Origin of the sequence: Cohnella sp. GCM10020058 (assembly GCF_042683485.1) — a bacterium.
Taxonomy (GTDB): domain Bacteria; phylum Bacillota; class Bacilli; order Paenibacillales; family Paenibacillaceae; genus Cohnella.
The window spans coordinates 579296-601203 of record NZ_JBHUJV010000008.1 but is presented as its reverse complement, the minus strand read 5'-3'; the positions used below and the strand labels follow the sequence as shown (position 1 = coordinate 601203).

General features: G+C 61.8%; 10 protein-coding genes. 1 reads left to right on the top strand and 9 read right to left on the bottom strand.

Translation table 11 applies throughout. The annotated features are described in order from the left end of the window. Nucleotides 1–52: 52 nt before the first annotated feature. The 7 genes from ACFSR7_RS14925 to ACFSR7_RS14895 all read right to left on the bottom strand — a co-directional run bounded on the left by ACFSR7_RS14925 (nt 53) and on the right by ACFSR7_RS14895 (nt 16617). Nucleotides 53–8671, bottom strand: coding sequence for a glycosyl hydrolase (locus ACFSR7_RS14925; protein WP_378162787.1), 8619 nt, complete (start codon nt 8669–8671; stop codon nt 53–55). Nucleotides 8672–8851: 180 nt separating this feature from the next. Then, a complete protein-coding gene (locus tag ACFSR7_RS14920) occupies nt 8852–9685 on the bottom strand; it encodes a carbohydrate ABC transporter permease (RefSeq protein ID WP_378162785.1) in 834 nt (277 codons plus the stop codon). Next, a complete protein-coding gene (locus tag ACFSR7_RS14915; protein WP_378162783.1) occupies nt 9682–10575 on the bottom strand; it encodes a carbohydrate ABC transporter permease in 894 nt (297 codons plus the stop codon). Before ACFSR7_RS14915 ends, ACFSR7_RS14920 begins: the two co-directional genes overlap by 4 nt. Before the next feature lie 227 nt (nt 10576–10802). After that, a complete protein-coding gene (locus ACFSR7_RS14910) occupies nt 10803–12149 on the bottom strand; it encodes an ABC transporter substrate-binding protein (RefSeq protein WP_378162781.1) in 1347 nt (448 codons plus the stop codon). A gap of 544 nt (nt 12150–12693) precedes the next feature. After that, nucleotides 12694–13767 carry a LacI family DNA-binding transcriptional regulator gene (locus ACFSR7_RS14905; protein ID WP_378162779.1) on the bottom strand — a complete coding sequence of 358 codons (1074 nt, stop codon included), beginning with the start codon at nt 13765–13767 and terminating at the stop codon, nt 12694–12696. A 545-nt stretch (nt 13768–14312) separates the two neighbouring features. Next, complete coding sequence (locus tag ACFSR7_RS14900; protein ID WP_378162777.1) at nt 14313–15308, bottom strand: Gfo/Idh/MocA family protein; 996 nt, start codon at nt 15306–15308, stop codon at nt 14313–14315. A 187-nt stretch (nt 15309–15495) separates the two neighbouring features. Next, nucleotides 15496–16617 carry a Gfo/Idh/MocA family protein gene (locus ACFSR7_RS14895; protein ID WP_378162775.1) on the bottom strand — a complete coding sequence of 374 codons (1122 nt, stop codon included), beginning with the start codon at nt 16615–16617 and terminating at the stop codon, nt 15496–15498. 153 nt (nt 16618–16770) lie between these two features. Here ACFSR7_RS14895 and ACFSR7_RS14890 point away from each other — a divergent pair, with 153 nt between their 5' ends. Then, on the top strand, nt 16771–17679 hold the full coding sequence (locus ACFSR7_RS14890; protein WP_378162773.1) for an AraC family transcriptional regulator: 909 nt from the start codon (nt 16771–16773) through the stop codon (nt 17677–17679). A 256-nt stretch (nt 17680–17935) separates the two neighbouring features. Here ACFSR7_RS14890 and ACFSR7_RS14885 read toward each other — a convergent pair whose 3' ends face one another. Continuing rightward, the gene (locus ACFSR7_RS14885; protein WP_378162771.1) at nt 17936–20065 is read right to left on the bottom strand and encodes an alpha/beta hydrolase family protein; all 2130 of its coding nucleotides are present in this window, start codon (nt 20063–20065) and stop codon (nt 17936–17938) included. A 592-nt stretch (nt 20066–20657) separates the two neighbouring features. Next, nucleotides 20658–21908 carry an acyl-CoA dehydrogenase family protein gene (locus tag ACFSR7_RS14880; RefSeq protein WP_378162770.1) on the bottom strand — a complete coding sequence of 417 codons (1251 nt, stop codon included), beginning with the start codon at nt 21906–21908 and terminating at the stop codon, nt 20658–20660.

The window sequence follows — 21908 nt, the reverse complement described above, 5'->3', positions numbered from 1 at the left end:
AAAAAAGCGCGCCGGCTCCTTGAGGGGAACCGGCGCGCTTTGCTTCGTTCAATTAGAAGTTGAGCAGCTTGTAGATGACGTTCGCCGCCTGGGCGCGCGTCGTCTCGCCTTTGGGCGAGAACGTGCCGTCTTCGAAGCCGTTGATCAGGCCCGCATTCGCGAGTTGACCTACCGCTTCGCGCGCATAGTCCGCGATCGAAGCTTGGTCCTTGAAGCCGTCGCCCGCTTCGGATGCGTCCAGCTCGCCAGTCAGCGCGATCGCTCTGGCCAGCATGGCGGCCATGTCCTCGCGCGTGATCGTGTCGCTTGCGCCGAAGGTGCCGTCCGCGCGGCCCTTGACGATGCCGAGCTTGGCGCCGGTAGCAACCGCGCCGTAATACCAGGCGTCGGACGTCATATCGCTAAACGACGCCGTCGCCTGCGGATCGGACAGCTCGAGCGCTTCGAGCAGCAGCTTCAGGAACTCGGCGCGCGTCACCGGACGCGCAGGCTCGAACTTGCCGTCGCCCGTGCCGTTCGCGATCTGTCGCGCCGCCAGCGTCTCGATCGCTTCCCGCGCCCATGCCGCTTGCGACAGGTCGCCGAAGGTTACGTCCGCATAGCCGACTGCATAGCGGCTAAAGTGCCGCGGCTCAAACGAGATCTTGCCCGCCGGCGCATCGACGGAAGTCTTCTTGATCGGCTGCAGCGCGCCGTCTTCCGCAATATAATACACGACCAGCTTATGCGCCAGCTCGCCCGCCTGCGGCTTGTAATCCAGCGACACGCTTACCGCGCCGCCCGTACCGAAGTCCGCCGGCTTCGCGCCGTCGACGGTCAGACCCAGATCGTAGACCGGACGGTCGCCGATCTTGCTTTTTGCAGCAGCCGATAGCGTCGCGCCGTCAGCCTTGGCGATCGTCAGCGTCAATTGCTTGGCGCTCGTCCCGATCAGACCGGCGTCCGTGCGCACGACGATCGTCGCCCCGTTCGCGGTGACCGCGATCTCGCCGACGCCGCCGGCCGATGCCGAGCCAAGCCACTCCTGCAGCGGCACGTTCACCGTTGCCGTGCCCTTGATAGACGTTCCGCCCGTATCGATCGCGATCTGCAGTCTGCCGTTCCTGGCGCCGGCAGCCGCCTTCTTTACGTCGTTTGAGTTTAAGGTAATCGCGACGTTGCCTTGCGCGTCCGGCGCCGCCTTCACGGCAATGGCGCCATCGGATACGACGGCGGTGCCGCTATTGCCCGCAGTCGGCGTCACCGTGCCGGGATTACCCGTGCCCGGATCGACCGGCGGAACTTCGGTATTGTCCCGCGTCGCGAAGCGCGGCAGGCCGTCGATGCCGATGCTGTTCTGATAGAAGGCCGCCATCGCTTCCTTTGTGTTGTAGTTCCACGTGCGGATGCCCCATGGCATCGCCAGCGTCCAGTCCGGCTGCGCAGCCTGCTCGGCCTGCGTCGGGAAGACGAACGTCTCGCCGACGATCATCGGCTTGCCGTCGGCCTGCGCGATGCGCTTGGCCTGCTCGTAATGGCGCGTCGCATAGCCTTCCGCATCGTAGAAGTCCACGGACAGAATGTCGTAGTAGTCCTTGCCCGGATTAAAGCTGTTCCAGTCGTTGGCATCGTACTCGGCGAGGCCCCCGTCCAGTCCTTCGTACCTGTCGAACTTGGCGTCGCCGTCGGCATAGCCGTAGTCGTCCGGCAGGTCCTGAACGTTCCACACCCAGATGATGTTCGAGAGTCCTTTGTCCTTTTCCATATAATCGTGGAACATCCGGTACAGCGCCGCGCTGCCTTCCGGTCCCGGGCGTCCGCCCCACCAGAAGACGTGCTGGTTCATCTCGTGGAACGGCCGCAGCATGACGGTCACGCCCGCATCCTCGAGCTGCTGCAGGAACTTCGCGTATTCGTCCATGCGAAGCTTCCAGTTTTTGTTGAGCGCGGTGCCGTCCGTCAGCAGTTCCTTCCATTGATCGTTGTAAAGGAAGCTGTAGATACGGTTCGGACTCGGCAGCGTCTCCTGCGCCGTGTCTCCGCCCCAGCCGCCTTCCGCCTCCTGGGCGACCGTGTACTGCGGCGGCGAGACGTGGAACATGATCTGCACGAGGCTGCCGCCGGCCCATTGGCGCTTGATCTCGTCGATCATGTTCTGCCGGTACGGCACCGTGCCGCCCGTCAGGAAGTCCGCGCTGTACAGCGCCGGATACACGCCGAATTCATTGGCCACGCGCTGATGCAGCACATCGTTCGCCGCCGGATTCGAGTATGACTGGTCGTGATGCATCGCGGACAATATGCCGTGTCCGGTGAGCTCCTTTAAATATTCGACCACGTCGACCGCTGCGGGCAGATGGCTGACCGTAACGCTCAACTGCGCGTTGACGTCGATCGTGAACGTCGTGCCGTCCTGGTACAGCTTCACCTGCTTCAGCGTTACATTCGTATGTCCTTCCTTCAGGAAGTCGCCCTTCGGCGCGAAGCGGTCGAAGTTAGGCAGTACGGCCGCATCCGAAGATACGTAAGTCGCCTGGACGATCTTCGCGCCCGCAGGCAGCGTCGCGCTCGCGTTCAGCAGCGAGATCAGGTTGCCGATTCCATCGGCCTGAAGCTCCGTTTTCGCAAACGAGATCTCCGGCAGCACCGGCTTTTCGCCGAACACCAGCTGAATCTCGTCCAAAGTGACCGTGCCTCCCGTTACGGCGCCCACTTTGTTTACGTAGAGCGCGAACGAAGCGACGCCCTTCGTGTTCAACGTGCCCGTGCCCTCCTTGCGCTTGAACTCGCCGATCGGGATGACGAGATGCTGCGGCGCGGTCGACGTCTTGTCGAAGCCGGCTACATTGTTCAGATGCGCCTCGTATGAAGCGCCGTCCGACAGCTGCAGCAGGATGTCCTGTCCCTTGCCGTCCGTCTGCACCCACAGCTCGACCGCCTCGAGTCCCGGCCAGTAGCCGTTCACCGTGCGCGAGCGGCCGGAGTAGCCGTTCGTCAGGTCGTACTCGAACTTCATCGCGTTGCCCAGTCCTTCGCCGAACGGCGACGGGACGAGCGTCAGCGTATTTTGGCCGCCGTTCGTATTGCGTCCGTAGACGCCGGAGAGCTGCGCGCTGTCCGAGTAGGTCGAGAAGTCGTCGAGCGCGACCTTGTACTTGTCGGGATCGACCGTTCCGCCGCCGGCCAGCGACTGCGCGAACAGCCAGTCGAACGGCTTCGCGTCGTACTTGGCGTCGATGCCGTTGTCCAGCACCGGCACCCACGATTGGTGCCCGTCGTACGTGACGCCGTCCTGCACGACGCCGGTGTATTCGGTGTAGCGTACGTTGCCGCCCAGCGCGGTCAGCGCTTCGCTTGCGGCACGGCTGTTGGATACGTTAATCGTCGTGTCGTTCGCGCTGTGGAACAGCCAGATCGGCACGTCTTTCAGCTTTTCATAGTCGGCCGTCGTCAGATTCAGATTGCCCGGCACGGCCGTCGTGCTGGCGATCGCGATTGCGGCCGCGTACAGCTTGGGCTCCTGCAGCAGCAGCTTCCACGTCCGGGTGCCGCCGGCCGAAGCGCCGACGATGTACACCCGAGACGGATCGATCCGGCTGTCGTCCGCCAGCAGCTTTTTCACGAGCGCGGAGACGCCGTCCACGATATCGTCCGGCGCGCCGTGCGCCGCGCTGAACTGCGGCGCCAGCACGTACATGCCGCCGTACGCGGCCTGCGCGGACGGATCCGCGAACGCCGTCGCGCCCTTGCTCGAGAGCATCGGCAGCAGGCCTTCGCCGCCCCGCTCGCCGTTGCCGTGCAGCCAGAGCACGAGCGGATACTTTTGCCCCGCCTGCTTGTTCTTCGGCACGAACAGATTGTACGCATGCTCGCCGTTCGCGTCCGCATACGTGCCATGCTCGAAGTCGTCGACGATCAGGTTCGTCTGCTTGCCCTGCACGTACTTGGCGGCGAGCGGCAGAAGCGCACCGATTGCGCTCTCCTGCTTGACGCTGTAACCCAGGCTCAGCAGCGTCGTCTGACGCGCCGCGCCGTCCCAGGAAGTCGTGGCCGCCTCGGCCAGGTCCTTGCCCGTCTTGAACTCAAGCACGACATATCGCCCGGCGGACGCGCCCGCGCCGTCGATCTTGCCCGTGTCGTTGACATAGGCGTTCGTGATCGTACGCAGTCCCTCGTATGCGACGGCGCCTGTGCCCGTCGTGTTGCGGACGCCGACCTCGAACGCGCTCTTGGAAATGTCCGACGCGTTCACCTTAGGTCCCACGCCCATGTCGATGACGAGGCCCTTCACGTTCTGACCCCAATCGTAAACCTCGGTCACCAGATCGTAGTTGTAGGTTTTCGTTTCCACGCCGCTTCCTCCCTTTAGCGTGGAGGCGAATACCGGCGTATCAAGGATCGACACGGTGTTTTTGTAGAACGTGCGCAGCGCGTCGTCGGTGTTGTACACCCACGCATCGTCCGCCCACGGCATCATCATCGCGTAGTCCTTGTATTTCGCCAATCCCGCCGTATCCAGCAGCTTGAAGCTCTCGCCGATACCCATCGGCTTCGGACCGTCCGCGCCGCCGGCTTCCGCCGCGAATCGCTTCATCTGGGCGTAATAGTCGTCGCCCTTGCTGCCGAGGCCGTTGGTATAGGCGTCCAGCGTCAGGATGTCCCAGTAATCGCTGCCCGGATTGTAATCCTGCCAGTTCATCCGGTTGTCGAAGTCCTGCATGTTCCACATCCAGATCATGTTGTCCAGACCTTTGACGTTCACCAGATAGTCCTTGGTCAGGCGGGAGAGGGCGGCCGTATTTTGCGGCACGCCGGCCCACCAGAAGGCATGCTGGTTCATCTCGTGGAAAGGACGGACCATCGGCACGACGCCAGCGTCCTCCAGCTGCTGCAGATATTTGGCATACTCGTCTAGCCGCAGCTTCCAGTTCTTGTTCAGGTCGCCGCCGTCGGTGAGCAGGCTGGTCCACTGCTCCGGCGTGAGGTCGGTCTGCACCGCGTTCGCGCTGCCGGACCAATCCGCGCCCTGCTTCTCCTCCTCGACCGTCCGGGTCGCGGACGGGACGTGGAACATGATGTTGATCAGCGCGCCGTCGTTCCACTGGCGGATCGCCTCGTCGATCATCTTCTGCCGGTTCGCGACGTCGTCCTTGAGGAACAGGAAGTCCCCGCTCCAGATCGCCGGCGTGACGCCGGTCGTCTCCATAATACGGTCCGTCGTGATGCGCGGCCGTTCGTTCGGCTCCTTGTTATGCATCGCCGACAGCGTGCCGTTGCCTGTCAGCGCCTTGAGATATTCGAGCACGTTCACCGGCTCGGCCAGCGCGCCGACGTCGATCGTCACCTTGCGGTTTACTTCGATGTAGTGCTGCTTGTTGCCCGCGTATACGGTCACCTGCTTGATCGTGACCTCGACCGTTCCCGTCTTGCGGAAGATTCCCTTGGAGGAGAACAGCCCCTCGTTTCTCAGGATCTCGTCGTCGTTGCTGTCGTACAGCACCTGGAAAAGGTATGGCGCGGCGCCCGTCGTTCCCGCGCCCAGCGCGGTGATCGTCGTGTTCGCCTTGAGCAGCTTCATCAGCGTATCGCCGCCCGCCGCCTGCCACGCCGTGCTGCCGAAGTCGATCTTGAAGCCCGGCGCTTCCTTGGCCGGCGCCAGCTTGGAATACGAGACGCCGTCGATCGTCAGCGTGCCGCTGCGGTTTTCGCCGCCGAGCTTCTTGACGTAAAAGCCGAGGCCGAGCAGCCTGGACGGATCAAACGTCGTACCGGCCGCGAGCGGCTTGAAAGCTTCGATCGGAATCTCCAGATACTGCGGCGTCTTGGCGGTGGCGCTGAACCCGCGCAGATCCAGCAGGTCGAACTCGAACCAGCGGTCCGGCGCGCCGGAAGCCAGACGGATCAGCACGGTCTGGCCGCTGTTGCCGTTGCCCTGGAACCACAGCTTGATCGTCTTTGCGCCCGTGATGTCGAGATGGAGCGCGCGTGACGTTCCCGTGTAGCCATCGGGACGGTTCGTGTTGTACGTCATCGCGAGCGCCTGCTTGCCGCTGCCCCCGAGCGGGGAAGCTTGCAGAGCGACCGAGTTCGTGCCGCCTGAGGCGTCCCGCGTATAGGCTGCGGTCAGCGCCGCATTGTCTGCGTAGCCTTCGAAGTCGTCGATGGCGACCGTGCCGACGCGACGCGTCTGGAAAGCCGGCGTATCGGCAAGCGTCAGATTCGACTGGTAGAACGTTTTGATTTTTTCAGCCGAGTTGTAGTCGAACGTATCGCCCGCCCACGGCATCGCGAACACCCAGTTCGGCTGCGCCGCGAGTTCCTGCTGCGTCGGCAGCACCCAGCATTCGCCGATCGCCATCGGCTTGTCGCCTGCGATAGAGACGGCCTGGTCATAGTTGGCCTGCGTGTATCCCTTGGCGTCGTAAACGTCCAGCGCGAACACATCCCAGTAGTTCTCGCCCGGATTGAAGGACGACCAGTCCGCGGCGTTATAGCCGTAGCTGTCGCCGTAGTTAGCGGGCAGGTCCTGCACGTCCCATACCCAGATCAGATTGTCCAGCCCTTTGACGTCGACGAGGTAGTCATGCGTCAGGCGGTACAGCGCCTTCGTATGCTCCGGATTGCCCACCCACCAGAAGACGTGCTGGTTCATCTCGTGGAAAGGACGGAACATCGCGGTGACGCCCGCCTGCTTGAGCTGAATCAGGTACCGGTAATATTCGTCAAGACGCTTTTTCCAGTTTTCGTTCAGCTCGCCGCCGTCGGTCAGCAGGCTGTCCCACTGCGCTTCGCTGAGGTACGCCTGCACGCCGTTCTGATCGGCCGTCGCCGTGCGGTCGTCCCACTTGGCGCCTTCTTTTTCCTGCGCGACCGTACGGTTCGGCGGGGCGACGTGCAGCATGATGTTGACGAGCGAGCCGTCGTTCCACTGGCGGATCGCCTCGTCGATCATCGTCTGCCGCGCGTTTACGTCCCGCGCCTGGTACAGGAAGTCGCCGCTCCAGATCGCGGGCGTCTCGCCCGTCGCGGCGAGCAGCCTGTCGGTCGTCTCGCGCGGGTTCGTGTTCGGCTCCTTGTTGTGCATCGCCGTCAGCACGCCCTGGCCGCGCAGTCCCTTCAGGTAATCGAGCACGTCGACCGACGGCGCGAGACTCGACACTTCGATCGAGAGCTCGCCGGTGACCGCGATCTCCTTGACCGCGCCGTTAATCTCAGCCTGCACGGACTGCAGCTTCACGCGCACCGCGCCCGATTGGCGGAACAGGCCCTTGTAGACGTAGCCGCCGTTGACATTTGCCAGGATCTCCGGCTTGCTGCTCTCGTATTTGACGCCGACGATCCGGCCGCCGTCGGATACGGTCGCAGCGGCGTTCAGCACGGACAGCAGGTTGTCGCTGCCTTGCGCGGCCAGATTGGTCTCATTGAACTTGACCTCGCCGCCGCCCGCCTGCTCGGAGCCGCTCGGCACGAGGCGAACGATGTTGTCCAGCGTCAGGCTCGATGAAGACGCGATGCCGGCGCCCGTCTTGTTCACGTAGAGCGCGATGCCCTTCATCTGATCGGGCGCGAGCGTCATGCCGCCGGACTTCGGCGCGAACATGGCGAGCGGGATAACAAGATGCTGCTTCGCGGTGGAGGCGGGATCGAAGCCAGGCACGTTGGCGAGGTGCGCTTCCATCGAGGCGCTCGCGCCGCTCGTGAGCTGGAGCAGAATGTCTTGGCCGAGCCCGTCGCCCGTGAAGTCGAGCGCCACGGCGCCGGTGCCGGTCCAGTCCTGGCCCGCGAGCGATTTGACCGCGCCGGTGTAGCCCTTGCTGTTGAAGGACGCCGCGTCGTAAGCGAACGTCATCGCCTTGCCCGCGCCTTGGGCCGTCAACGTGCGCGCATTGGTGCCGCCGTTCGTGTTGGGCGCCCACGCTGCGGCGAGCGCGGCATCGTCGGCATAGCCGTCGAAGCTGTCGACGGCAAGCGCCTTGGCGAAGATGAGCTTCGCCTCGTCGAGCGTGACGCTGCCCTGGCCCGAGCCGCCCATGTACATGGCGAAGGAAATGACGTTATCCGTGCTCGGAATCGGCGCGGTGCCGCCCTTCGCCACGAACTCCGCGATCGGGATGACCAGGTGCTGCGGCGCGGTGCTGTTCGCATCGAAGCCGACATGCTTCTTCAGGTCGGCCTCGTACGACGAGCCCGGCCAGGCGTCGCCGATGTTGAGCTGCAGGATCGGGTTCGGAATCGGCGTGTCCGCCTGCACCGTCAGCTCGATCGCGGCCAGCCCCGGCCAGGCGCCGCTCTGCGGCAGCGCGCCGCCGATATCGCGGCGCAGGATGACGCCGTTGTAGCCTTGCGCGAGATCATAGTTGAACTGCAGCGCCTTGCCGTATTCGGCGCCGAGCGGCGAGTCGGGAAATGCGACCGTGCCGGAAGCGCTCGGATTTCGACTGTATTTTGACACGTCCGCGGCGTCAAAATTGTCGAGGACAAGCTTGAATTCGTCGCCGAGCAGTCCCAGGTTGCTCTGCTTGTAGGTCGTCGAGGATACGGAGAGCGAGGCTGCGGCAATACCGCCCGCATCCGTCTCGCCCTCTCCTCCCGTCGCAGCTCCGGCTGCCAGCGGATCGGCGAATAAAGGAATAATCATCATGACTGATAGCAGCATTGCCAATCCTGAGCGAAGCCTCTTTTTTCTTGGCAATTCCATTTGCCTCCTTCTCATGTAAGTTCGGCGGCGCACCGGCGCCGTCGAGCGTCAAGCGCGGGCAGACGCTGCGCTGCGGCTGCCCGTAGTCGGGCGGGTGAAGGGGCGGCGGATGGGTGGAGTTATGTGCTTTCCCTCGAAAGCACTTCGACCCGCGAGCCCTCCTTTCCGCTCAACCTAGCCTTTAACCGCCCCGTTCGTTACGCCGGAGAAAATATAGCGCTGCAGGAACAGGTACAGTACGACGGTCGGGATCATGATCAGCAGGATGATGGCGCAGATGTAGCCCCATTCCGCCTGGTTGTTGCTTGCGAAACGCATGATCGAGGTGGACACGACGGCGAGCGACGTTTTGGGCATATAAAGGAACGGGATGTACAGTTCGTTGTAAATGTTGATCGTCTTCAGGATGACAAGCGTGGCCGTGGCGGGTCCGAGCAAAGGGAAGATGATCGAACGATAGATGCAAAAGAGGCTCGCACCGTCCATCATCGCGCTCTCGTCGAGCTCGTACGGGATGTTGCGGATGAATTGCAGGTAGATGTAGATCTGGATGACGTCGGCCCCGATGAACAGGATGACCGGCGCATACAGCGAATTGTACAGCCCCATCCATTTGATGACCGAGAACACGACGACCTGCGTCGTGATCGTCGGCACGATCGTCGCGAACAGGAACGCGCCGAGCACCAGCTTCTTGCCCTTGAACTCGAGGCGGCCGAGGCAGTAGGCCATCATCGTGCCGAGCAAGACATTTCCGACGAGCGACAGCGCGATGATGTAAGCGGTGTTGCCGAAGGAGTGCCACAGATGCGTGCGTTCGACGACGATACGGAAGTTGTCGAAGTTCAGGAAGCTGTGCGGCAGCGCGAACGGTTCGTTGCCTTCGTCGCTGCGCTTGAAGGCGTTGACGACGACGACGTACGGCGGGAACAGAACGATAAAGGAGGCGAGCAGCAGTACGACGTACTTGAGCCACTGCACCGGATCGCGCCTTGCGGACTTGCTCATGCGTCCCTGCCCCCTCTCCCGATGACCAGGTTCTGCAGGGCCAGCACGACGACGACGATCAGCAGCAGCACGACGCTCATCGCGGAAGCGAGTCCGAAGTTGTTGAACTGGAATGCCGTATTGATCGTTTTGAAAAGGAAGGTCTCGCTCGAGCCCGCCGGTCCGCCCTTCGTCAGCACGAACGGCAGGTCGAAGACGGCAAGGGCGCCGCTCAGCGTGAGGAACATGTTGAGCTGGATGATCTTCGTAAGATTCGGCAGCGTCAGCCGCGTCAGCTTGTGCCAGCGGCCGGCTCCGTCGATCTCGGCCGCCTCGTACATATCCGCCGGAATCGACTGGAGCGCGCCGAGATAGATGACCATGTTGTAGCCGAGGAAGCGCCACATGCTGATCGAAGCGAGCGAGAAGTTGACGATCGACGTATTGCCGAGCCAGCTCGTCTTGGCCAGGCTGTCCAGACCGATCGCGCCGAGCAGGATGTTAAGCGAGCCGTTCGTCGTATCGAACACATATTGGAACATAAAGGCGACGGCGACGGCATTCATAATGAACGGCAGGAACATCAGAACACGGAAGCCGTTTCTGCCGCGGAGTTTCGAATTCAGGATGACGGCGAACACGATCGCGATCGCGTTCTGCACGATGCCGACGACGGCGTAAGGAATCTGGTTCAGGAAGACGCCGAACAAGTCGCGGTTCGTGAATACCTCGACGAAGTTGGCGAAGCCGATCCACGTCGGATTGGCCTCGAGTCCGTCCCAGTCGGTGAAGCTCATCCAGACGAGCTTGACGGCCGGATAGAAGGTGAACAGCGCGAGCAGCGCCAGCGGCACGGACATGAAGCAGAGCAGTATGATTCTCTTTTGGGCCTGATAGCTTAAACCGTTCATTTCTCCCACCCCGGATTCTATCTGTGCATCGAACGAGGCCGCGCACGGCCGGTAACGTCGTTATGCGAAAATTCCGTGCAACTCGTCCACCAAACGCCGCTCGGAACGGAGTTGCGCGGAAAATCCGTGTAACTCGTCCGGCGCTAGGCTCTTTCTTCGGCAAACCCTCGCTCTCCGGCGGTGCGCGGCACGCGATTCGATGCGCGTTGGACTAACTTGGCCGGCGTTTACTTGGCCAGCGCCTTCCTGGCCGAAGCCCATTTCTTGTTGTACTCGTCCAACACCTTCTGCGGATCCTTCGCGAGCACGAACTCCTGCACCATCGCTTCCTTGACGATCTGCGCCTTGTTCACGATCGCGGTGGACTCCTCGGAATCTGCGGCCGCTTCGATCGTCGTCGGGCCATAGCTCTGGAATTCGGTCAGCTGCGCCATGTTGGCCTGCTTATCCTTCAGCACGGGAATGAAGCCCGCGAAGTCGTCGAAGCCGGAATCCTCGAGCATCCACTTGACGAACGCTTTGGCCGTCTCGAGATGCTTGCTGTCCTTGTTGACGCCGTAAGCCCAGTCGGGCGCGAGCAGCGCGTTCGTCTTGCCGGAATTGTCGTACGGAAGCGGGAAAAAGCCGACGTTGTCCGAGGTCGTGCCGGACGAGATAACTTGCGGGATGACCCAGTTGCCGAGCATGTACATGCCGAACTTGCCGCTCGCGATATCCTTCTTGGACTGCTCCCAATTCGTCGAGTTGACGTCCGGCTCCAGGTAGCCTTTTTCGTACATCGTGCGGATGATCGCGAGACCTTGGCCGTAAGGATTGTCCATGGCATACGGGGCGTCGGAGTTGACGCGGTCGTTGTTCAGGTTTTTGTCGCCGGCGATCGAGATCGGCACTTCGGACGCCCACGGGTACAGCGGCCATTGGTCCTTGAAGTTGGAGGCCAGCGGCACGATGCCTTTGGCTTTGAGCTTCTCGGCGGCCGCGTAGAATTCGTCGAGCGTCTTCGGAATCGTCGTGATACCGGCGTCGGCGAACGCTTTTTTGTTGTAAACGATGCCAGTCGTGGTAGCGCCCGCGGAGATGCCATACAGCTTGCCGTCCGAGGACTTGTAATCGCTGAAGTAAATTTTGTCGTTTAAGCCCAGATCGTCGAGCGGCGCAAAGTACTTCGGCAGGTCCGAGTTCGGAATCGTCGGAATGAGCAGCACGTCCGGATATTCGCCGGAGGACAGGCGGACCTTGGTGGTTTTGTCCAGGTCCGTGACCGCTTCGAATTCGACCTTCGCGTTCGGGTACTTCTCGTTGAAGCGCTTGGCGTAGTCCACGTATTCCTTGTCCACCATGTCCGTCCGGTTGGTCAGGAAGGTGATCGTGCCGCTGATATCGGCAGCCGGAGCGGCCGAAGCCGACGCAGACGCAGAAGCGGATGCGGATGCACTCACAGTCGCGCTCGCCGGAGCGGACGGGCTGGCGCTCTCGGAAGGCGAAGCGTTGCCGCCGTTGTCGTTCCCTCCGCACGCGGTAGCGATCATGCTCATCGTCGCGATCGCGGCCGCCAGCGTCATACTTTTTTTCATTGATAAATCCCCCTATGGAAAATGATAATGATACCGCTTTCAGTTCCAGAGTTTAACACACGCATATTTTTTCTTCAACATTTTTATTAAATTTATTTATATTTAATTTATATTTATATAATTAAAAAGTTGAAATTTTCGCTAAGTGGGCGTCTCTTTATTTTCCGGCAACTGACCCAAGATATCCTCTTCCGCCGCCATGCATAGCGGCCCCTGTGTCCGCAAGCGCCGGGTTAAAGCGAGTTTGTTAGAAAATAAGGGCCTGTGCGTCCGTGAGGGAGCCAGAACGAGGGATACAGAGTGGACGGGTAGTGCTCAGGCGAGTTAAGCCGACTGGCGGCGTGTAGACAGATGCATGTAGACGAGCTGCGTTTAGACGGGCTGCGTTTAGACGGGCTCAGTTGGACAGGCCTTTTACGGATGGTTGCTAGTTGTCGGTTGTGTTAGATCGTCTGTGTACGGGTAGGTACGCGGAAATTTAATTGCGGGAACAAAAATCGCCCTCCGCCGAGGCGAAGGACGCAGGGGCTGCGTTGCTATTCAGTTATGCACGAGCTTCCGCCGATTCGGGGACGGCTTGAATGTCTCTGACGGAGTCGCGCTTGATCAACGACGTCGAGAGCAGCACGAGCTCGGGCACGAGCTCGGGATCCTGAATGCGCCGCACGATCAGCTCTGCCGCGCGGGCGCCGATGGCCGACTTGGGAACGCGCACGGTCGTCAGATTAGGCCGCATCAGCTTGGTCAGCGTGAGGTCGTCGAAGCCGACGATCGAGAGATCGTCCGGGCAGCCGACGCCCAGCGCTCCCAGCCGCTTCAGCGTCTCCAACGCGCACAGATCGTTGGCGCAGAACAGACCGGTGACCGGCATCGCGCATTGCACGGCGTCCCGGATCTGCTCGTCGAGCTCGGGGGCCGTGTACATCCCGTTGCCGCTGACGCCGATGCCGCCGATGACGAGCGTATCGACGTTCGCTCCGCGCGCAGCGGCGAAGTCCGCGACCGACTCCCGGAATCCCCGGTACCGCTCCCGGAAGCTCCAGGACGTGTCCGCGTCTCCCACGAATCCCATCCTGCGATGACCCGCTTCAAGCAGATGCGCAGTCGCTTCGTAGGCCCCGAGGTAATTGTTGGCCAGAATATGATCGACCTCTGGATCGAGACGGCTGGCGTCTACCAAAATAAAAGGAAACTGCTTCGCTTTGAGCGCCTCGATATAGCTGTCGGGCAGATGGCCCATGGCGATGGCCCCGCTCACCTGATGGTCGTCGATCGAGGACAGCAGCCCGTCCTTGGGAGGCAGCGAGATGTCGATGCTCGACAGCAGCATGCTGAAGTTGTGCCGGAGCAGCTCCTGCTCGATCCCCTGGATTACGTTGCCCCAATATTCCATGTCGTCCAGATAAGCTCTCGGCATCAGCACCGCCATGATCCCCGGCTGGGCGTCCGGACCGAAGCGCCTCGCGCTGCGGAACCGGTAGCCCATCTCCTCCGCCGTTTTCCAGATCGTCTCTCTGGTGCCCTCGTTGACCGCCGGATCTCCGGCAAGCGCCTTGGATACGAGCGCTTTGGACACGCCTAACCGATCCGCGATCATCTGGAGCGTAATCTTTTTCATTCGGCTTTCCTCCAACCTTCCGCTAACAAGCGCTTCGTTTCAGCATAATCATTTTTTAAACTTTTTTCAACATTTCGACACGCACGAAAAAAACGTCATGGGCGTTGCCCTGACGATCCTTCTTCGTCTTGCGGATATCCGAAGCTTGATGCGCGCCGCACGCCTGTCCATGTCTCATCCGACAGCCGCTCCGATGGGTCCGCGAATCGTCGCCCGCGTCGTTCTTTCTCCCCAGTGCCTGCAAATATACAACTATATTCGCCGAAAGCGCAAAAGCGCAGTTACTTTCCTCCGTCAGCCCGTTTTCAGGCTTATGCTTTGAATTTATTGAATATTTACATTTATTACCGCAAAGTGTCGCAGTCAGTAGAAAATACATGTATATATGCCGTTTTCTCGACCCGCCAAACTTACGAAAAGCACCGGCATGCCGAATGCACGCTTATCTGCCCACGGCCGCCGCCAAACTCTGACACGTAAAAAGGACGACAGACGAGGAGCGCCCTCGCCTATCGTCCTTGCTGAAAACCGCCCGCCGCGAACGATCAAGCTTCGCTCGGATACTTAAGCCCCCACGGTTCGCGGACCCGGTCGAGCGTCTCCATGATGCGCACCGTCTCGTCGACCGTCAGCACCTCGCTCTCCTTGCGGCCTGCGCGCAGGCATTCCATCGCCTCGATCGCCTGGTAGAAGTGGCCGGACGGCTCGAGCTCCTGCTTGAAGTCGACCGGCTCCTCGCCGTTCACCTGCAGCGTGGCGGCTTTGGCGAACAAGAAGTTCGGCACGACGATGCGCCCCTTCGTGCCGTAAATGACGGCCTCGTTGGCCATGGCCAGCCGCACCGCGCCGTGCAGGGAAGCCGCGCGGCCGCCGCCGTACTCGAACAGCAGCGAGAACTGCTCGTCCACGCCCGTCTCGCCGATGACGACCGAGCTCGCGATCTTGGACGGCTGCTCCCCGCCGTATACCATTGATGCGAACGACACCGGGTAGATGCCGGCGTCGAGCAGCGTGCCGCCGCCCTTTTCCTTGTTCAGCAGCCGGCCCTCGGGGTTCCAGCCCGCATCAAAGCCGAACTCGGCCTTCACGATGCGCACGTCGCCGATGACGCCGCTGTCCAGCCATTCCCGTACCTTGACGATCGCGGGCAGGTACCGCGTCCACATCGCTTCCATGAGGAAGAGGCCCTTCTCTTGCGCGAGATCCGCGATCTCCTTGGCCTCGGCCGCGTTGATCGTGAACGGCTTCTCGCAGAGCACGGACTTGCCGCCGCGCAGCAGCGTCAGCGCGTTCTCCTTGTGGATCGGGTGCAGCGTGCCGATGTAGACGATCTCGACGTCCGGATCGGCCGCGAGCTCCTCGCAGCTGCCGTAGGCGCGCGGAATGCCGAACTTCTCGGCAAAGGCCTGCGCCTTGTCCAGCGAGCGTCCTGCGACTGCAACGAGCTCCGCGCCCGGCGCGTGCGGCAGCTCCGTGGCAAAGTTGTCCGAAATGCCCCCCGGCCCCATAATGCCCCACTTTACGATGCGTTGTTCCGCCATGTTGGAGTCTCCTTTTCCTATCAGTTAACTCTACCTTAACCGATTCGGAACAGAAAGCAAAGCGATTACACGAAAAAATTAACGCGCGTTCACAAACGAGCGGAAGCGAAGGGGTTCTCGCCCCTCCGCTTCCTTAAGCACATGCAAGTTTAATGCCGCTGCTTGTAAACGCCGTTAACGCAACCGCTTATCGCAGCGATATCGTCCGCTTCTCCTCGTGCGAGCGGACGATCGCCTCCAGCACCCGCTGGTTCTCGTAACCGACCGCAAAGTCGGGAAGTCCCGGTCCCGGCACGCCGGCGAGCATCGCCGCGAAGTCCTGCCATTGATTGAGCCGCTCGCGCTGCGGCGACCGGCGGATCTCCCGTACCAGCTCGCCCGTCTCCGCGTCCACGCGAATCCACGCGATCTCCTCCGGCCGCTCCGTGCTCGCCATCAGCGTCCCCTCGTCGCCGAAGATCGACACCTCCAGCTGATTGCCCGAGCCGATCGCATTGCGCGTCGTCTGGAACAAGCCTGCCGCCCCGTTCGTCATGAGCGACTGGAAGGATGCGAAGTCGTCCACCTCCACCGTCGCCATCTCGCCGGTCCGCGGATCGACCCGCTCCGGGATGAGCGTCTGCAGCCGTGCGGACAGCTCCTCGAACGTGCCGAACAAGTAGTGCGCCAGATCGATCATATGCGCGCCCAGATCGCCGAGCGTGCCCGTGCCGGTGACGTTGCGGTCGAAGCGCCAGACGTACGGCGTCTTGTACACGGCCGCTCCCCAGCCCTGCAAGTATTGGATCGAAAAGCTGCGCACCGCGCCGATGCGGCCCTCGTCCAGCATCCGCTTGACCAGCCGGAACGCCGGCGTGTAGCGGTAGCTGAAGCCGATCATCGCGGGCACCGGATGCGTTGCGAACAGCGCGTTCAGCTCCTCGGCTTCTTCGAACGTGCGGGTGAACGGCTTTTCGGATAAAAACGGCTTGCCTGCCAGCAGGCACAGCCGCATGACCTCTGCGTGCAGCGCGTTGGGCGTGACCGAGACGACGGCATCCACGGCATCGTCCGCGATCAGCCTGCTGTAATCCGTATGGCGTCTCTCGGACGGAATGCCGAGACGCTCGCCGACTTCGTCCAAAGCGGTTTGCTGCACGTCGCAGATCGCCGAGATCGCGATGCCCTCCAGCTTGAGGAGGCCGTCGATATGGGCCATTGCCATGCCGCCCAGCCCCACGACGCCCAGACGCCGCGTTTGGCCGGCTCCTTGCGCAACCTGTGCGTCCGCAGTCTCTCCCGCCGGCCTGTCGATTGAAAAACCTGCCATCTATCGTCCATCTCCTTTGTCTATCTTCTGCCTATCGTTTGCCTATTGTTTGTCCCTCCCAGTATAGGCCGTGTTAAGATGAAGGAGAATGTCCGATCGAGACTGCATTTGTACAAAAGCGACTTTTATAATTGCGGGAGAGGAGTGTGACGCATGCTGTCCATCCGCGCAGACACGGTCCCGAGCATCAGGGTCGCGGGGTTCGTCTCCTACCGGACGCCGTGGCTTCACTTCAAACGAAAAACGGACGAATACATCCTGTACTTCATCAAAAGCGGAGAGCTGCATTTGGCGGAGAACGGCACTGCCTTCAGGCTTAAGCGCGGCGAAGCGGTCCTGCTGGAGCCGGGCTATGAGCACGAGGGGTTGGAAAAGCATGCTTGCGATTACTACTACATACACTTCAGTCATCCCGATATTCGAAGGCAGGACGACGAAGATGGCGATACGGTCGCGCGAGCCAGACGCACGATGCTGCAGCAAGAACCGGCAACGGGAGAGGACGGCGGGGACCGCGGGGACGCGAGATACTATCTCCCCAAGTTTATGTCTTTCGCGGGCAAGCCCTATGTGCATCAGGCGCTCCATGCGCTCGGCGAGCTCCTGCAGCTAAGCGGACGCAGGCAGTACAACCGCCATCTGACCGCGCTCAAGTTCGCGGAGCTGCTCGTCGGTCTGGGACGCCAGCATCTGCTCGAGGCGCTCGCCGACTCCGGCGGGCACGGCGCCAGGGCGCTGGTCAAGGTCAACGCCCTGCTTGAGTACATTCACCGCAACTACGCGCAACGCATCACGGGCGAAGAGATCGCGCGCGACCTGGGCGGCAACTTCGATTACCTGAACCGGGTCTTCAGGCAGACGACCGGCTTGCCGATCATCCAGTACATCAACCGCGTCCGTATCGGACATGCCAAGGAGCTGATGCAGGCGACGCCGCTCAGCTTCGCCGAGATCGGCTACCTGACCGGGCTGGGCGACCCCTATTACTTCAGCAAAGTGTTCCGCAAGCATGCGGGCATGTCGCCTACCGAATACTGCAGGACGGTGCGTGAGAACGGATGACGCCGGTATCTAACTGGCCACGACGTTAAAAGGGAACTTTTTTCCCTTACAGCCCTCTATCAACCGCATCACGAGCCTGTAGAGTAACTTTTTGACCTTACAGCATACCGTTGATCCTGGAGCGCACCTTCCCAAGGGCCGCAGCCTCGTCTTCCGACTCGCTGCATCGCCTAGCCGCATATCGAAAAGCGCCTGCCTCGGCAGGCGCTTTCCAATCATGCTCATGCCGCAAGCAAGCTTTATCGCTCAGCAGCCTTTACACCAGGTTCCAGAACATAGCCGTATTCGCCACCGCGATCATCGTGAACAGAATCGCGTTCAGGAAGGCGCCCAGCCATACGTTGTTCGTCTTCTCGAACAGCTTGCGGGAATAGACGGCCGCCACCGCGAGGCACGGCGCGAGCGCAAACAGTAAAATGCCGTTGAGCGCCTGGTCGGGATACAGCGCCACGCCCGTAATAAAGTCCTTGCCGTATTGGAAAGCGAGCCACAGCGCCAGCCCGCCCACGTTCAGCACGATCGCCCAGAAGCAGCCGCCGCGCCGCCCTCTCGTATTCGCATTCAGCGCCAGCGTACCGACGAAGTAGTAGATCAGGAAGAACGGCATATAACGCAGCGCCGTAACGAAGTGCTCCGCCTGGAACGTGCGCACCGCCAGCACCCAGAGACGGAAGTCGGTGCCGAACGCGGCCTGCACGGCGAACAGGAGCAGATAGCCGCCCAACGCGGCCAGCACGGCGACGCACAAGCTGGCGACGATCGCCGTCGGGCTCAGGCTGATGCCGTACTGGCTGAATCTCGTGCCCGCATCCCGCTTCACGAAGTAGTGGAACGCAAAGGTGATAAACACCATGATCGCCGCCGACACGAGTGCCCAATACACGATTTGATTCGTCGTCGGCTCGTTGAAGAACGACCCCAGCGGGAAGAGATGCTCCGCATATTGGAAAATGAGCCACATGGCGAACGCGACGACCGCGAGGATGAGCGAACCGATGCGCGTCCGCGCCAGCCATGCGCTTGCGCGCGACTTGCCCGGAGCGAAGCCCGCGGCGAACGCCAGCACGCCGAGGCCCGCCAGCACGAGGCTGACGATCTTCAGCACGTTCAGCCCGTCCGCACTCCTATCCATGAGCGTCGGGAACAGGATCGCCGGGATCAGCGCACTGAACGCGACGATCAGCCAGTAGACCGTCTTCTGCCTGCCGCCCGCAGGCGCCGAGACGGTATCGATCGGTCCCGTGACGGCTCCGCGGAGGAATGGCGCCCTCAGCAGGAGCGTGACCAGCGGGACGAACAGCAGGAAAAATCCGACCAGCGCGACGCCGTTGAACGCTTCCTTCAACCACCAGATCTGATGGCCCGATCCGAGGTCCGCATCGGTCTGGTTCGGCGAAGTCACGCCTTTGAACGCATGCGCGTAGAAGGTGATGAGATCGGCGGTCGCCGCCGGAGAGATATGATTCCACGGATGCGTCTGATTCGGCGTGAAGATCACACGTTCGCCGGACTGCGACGGCCGGACGACCTTATCCTCAAGCTTCAGATCGCCCGACGCGACTTGATAGAACTTGCCCGCATCGCCCGCCTGGCCGGACGGCAGGCCGAGGAACGCTTCGCCGGAAGCGGTCGAGGTGAAGTTTTTGCTCGTCACGGTGCCCTTCACTTTTTTCTCCGAAGCGCTCTTCTCCGCATCCGATTTGTTGAAGAAAAACTCGTCGTACTTGCCGGCGACCACGCCGACCGTCCGGCTGCCGAACGCCGCCTGCATCTGATCCTGCGGCGCGATCGCGGCGGCATACGAGAAGTCGGCGCCGGCCGGGATGCCGGCGTAGATCATGCGGTAGCCGGTCTTCAGGGCGTTCATCTCGTCCATGTACATCGCGACGAGCGAGGAGAAGCCGCCCATGGAGTGGCCGCTGACCGCGATGTAGGCGTTGCCCTTTTCGTCCTTCTTCGTATACGGCTGCTGGTAGACGTACTTCGCCGCGTCGAATTGGGAGTAGATCCAGAAGGTGCCGAACATATCCTTAACCGGAATGTCCGCGCTCCAACGCGAGTCGCCGTGGTCGTACATATCGAGCGCCAGCACGATATAACCTCTTCTGGACATCTCGATCGCGGGCGCGTCCTGCATCTCTTTGGAATTCAAGTAGCCGTGCGTCGTGACGATGACCGGACGCGGGTCGTTCGCGCCCGCGCCCTTCGGCATGTACAGCAGCGCGTTCAGCGTGCCGTGATCCCCTTTGAAGGAGATCTCCTTGACCTTCACGTTGTAAAACGAAGTGTTGAACAGGCTCGCCAAAAAGCTGCCGACAAGAATCAGCGCGAGCGACAGCGCCAGCATCCCGAGCGGTTTTTTCAGGAACGAAGTCGTTTTGGCCATCGAGATCGAAGTCCCCTTTTCGTCAGATAAAATACAATCCGTTGAATGATAGCGCTATCAAAACGAGCGATGCCGCGATTTTGACAGCCACCTCCTTCAAGCTAGCGATGTCTGCAAGCGATCGAGTCCTTACTTATACCTATCGGGTTGTCTTCGCGATCATGTCAAAAGTGAATGCCGGCACGAGAAAAAACGTCAGGAGTAGATCGCCCTGACGGTCCTTTTAAGTTTGGCGGATATCCGAACCTGGGTCGCACGGCAAGCCTATCCATGGCCCGTCGGACAGCCGTGCCCGAGCCTGCTTGTCGCCGTCGTTTTTTCGCCACAATGCCTGCAAATATACATCTTTTTTTGCCGATTTCGACCTTTTGTACAGAATAGATGTCAAAGCGCAGTTAATTTCCTTCATTAGGCAAATTTTCGGCTTGCGCTCTGTATTTACCTGCACATTTGCAGGTATTTCATCAAGTATGGCGCGTCGGCAGGAAATACCTGTACAAATGCAGGTTTTTGGCGTGCCAAACATCCGAAAAGCGTCGATGCACCGATCGCGCATCATCGTACAACGAGATCCGGCGCCATAGCGTTTTTTTCAGCGGCTTGTCCAGCGCGCCGCAGCGGCCAGTTCTTCCCTGCCGGCCGTCTCCCGCTGGCGGTCCACCGGGTCGTGCAGCGTCAGCGTCCTGGCGTTGCGGTAGAAGCGGTCGATCCCGCACTCCCGCGTCGCCGCCCGCGCGCCCATGACCTGGAATACCCCGCCGGTCACCTCGAGCGCCGCATCGGTGGCGGCGATCTTGGCCTGCGAGGCCGCGAGCCGGATGCCGCGCCGCAGCTCGGGGCCGCCGTCGTGCGTGCCCAGCAGGCGCGCCGCCCGCAGGACGAGCTCGCGCGCGCCCGCGATGCGCGTCGACATGTCTCCGACGCGCAGCAGCGTGTACGGGTCCTCCGCCGCGCTCGGGACGCCCGGCCATGGACGCGCGCGCTCGCGGACGTAGGCCAGCGCCTCGCGGAGCGCGCCGGCGGCCATGCCGACGAACTGGGCCGCGAAGTTGATGTGGAACTGCGCGGCAAAATAAGCGGCATGCGCGCCGTACGCGCCAGGTCCGCCCATCACATGGGCGTCCGGCACGAAGACGTCCGCGGCCTCGACCTTGCCGCTGCCCGTGCCCCGCTGGCCGATGCCGTCCCAGTCGTCGATGACCGTGACGCCCGGCCCGAACAGCCCGACGACCGGCATCATGTACCGGTCGTCCTGCGAGCCCGCCGCTTCGGCGGATACCGAGCGCCAGAACGCCCATTTCGCCCCGGGCGAGCCCGTCGCGAAAATTTTGCGGCCGTTCAGCAGGTAGCCGCCTTCCGCGCGGGTCAGCACGCTGGCCAGCGCCGTGCGGTCCGCGCCGGCCTCGCTGCCGAAGCTCGCGAACAGGTGGCCCGACAGCGCCTCCGCGAAGAAGAACCGCCGCTGCTCCGCATCGCCCATAGCATGGACAAGCTGCACGCCCGTGTTGTGCAGGGCGAACACCTGCGATGTCGACGAGCACCAGGAGGCCAGCTCCATCAGCACGAGCGGGAGCAGCTCCACGTCGCCCCGGTAGCCCGCGCCCCCTCCGCCTTCGGCCAGCGGCACGCATAGGCCGGGCAGTCCCGCGGCCTTCAGGGCGTCGATCGCCTCGTGCGGGTACCGCGCCTCGCGGTCGATGCGGATCGCAGCCGGCCCGATCGCCTCGATGCCGAGTCGACGCACGCGCACGAGCAGGTCACGCTGCGACGGCGAGCGCTCGAGCAGCTCCTCGTCCGCGCTCAGCGGACCTGCGTCTTCCAACGTTTCATTCTTCCGGGTCAT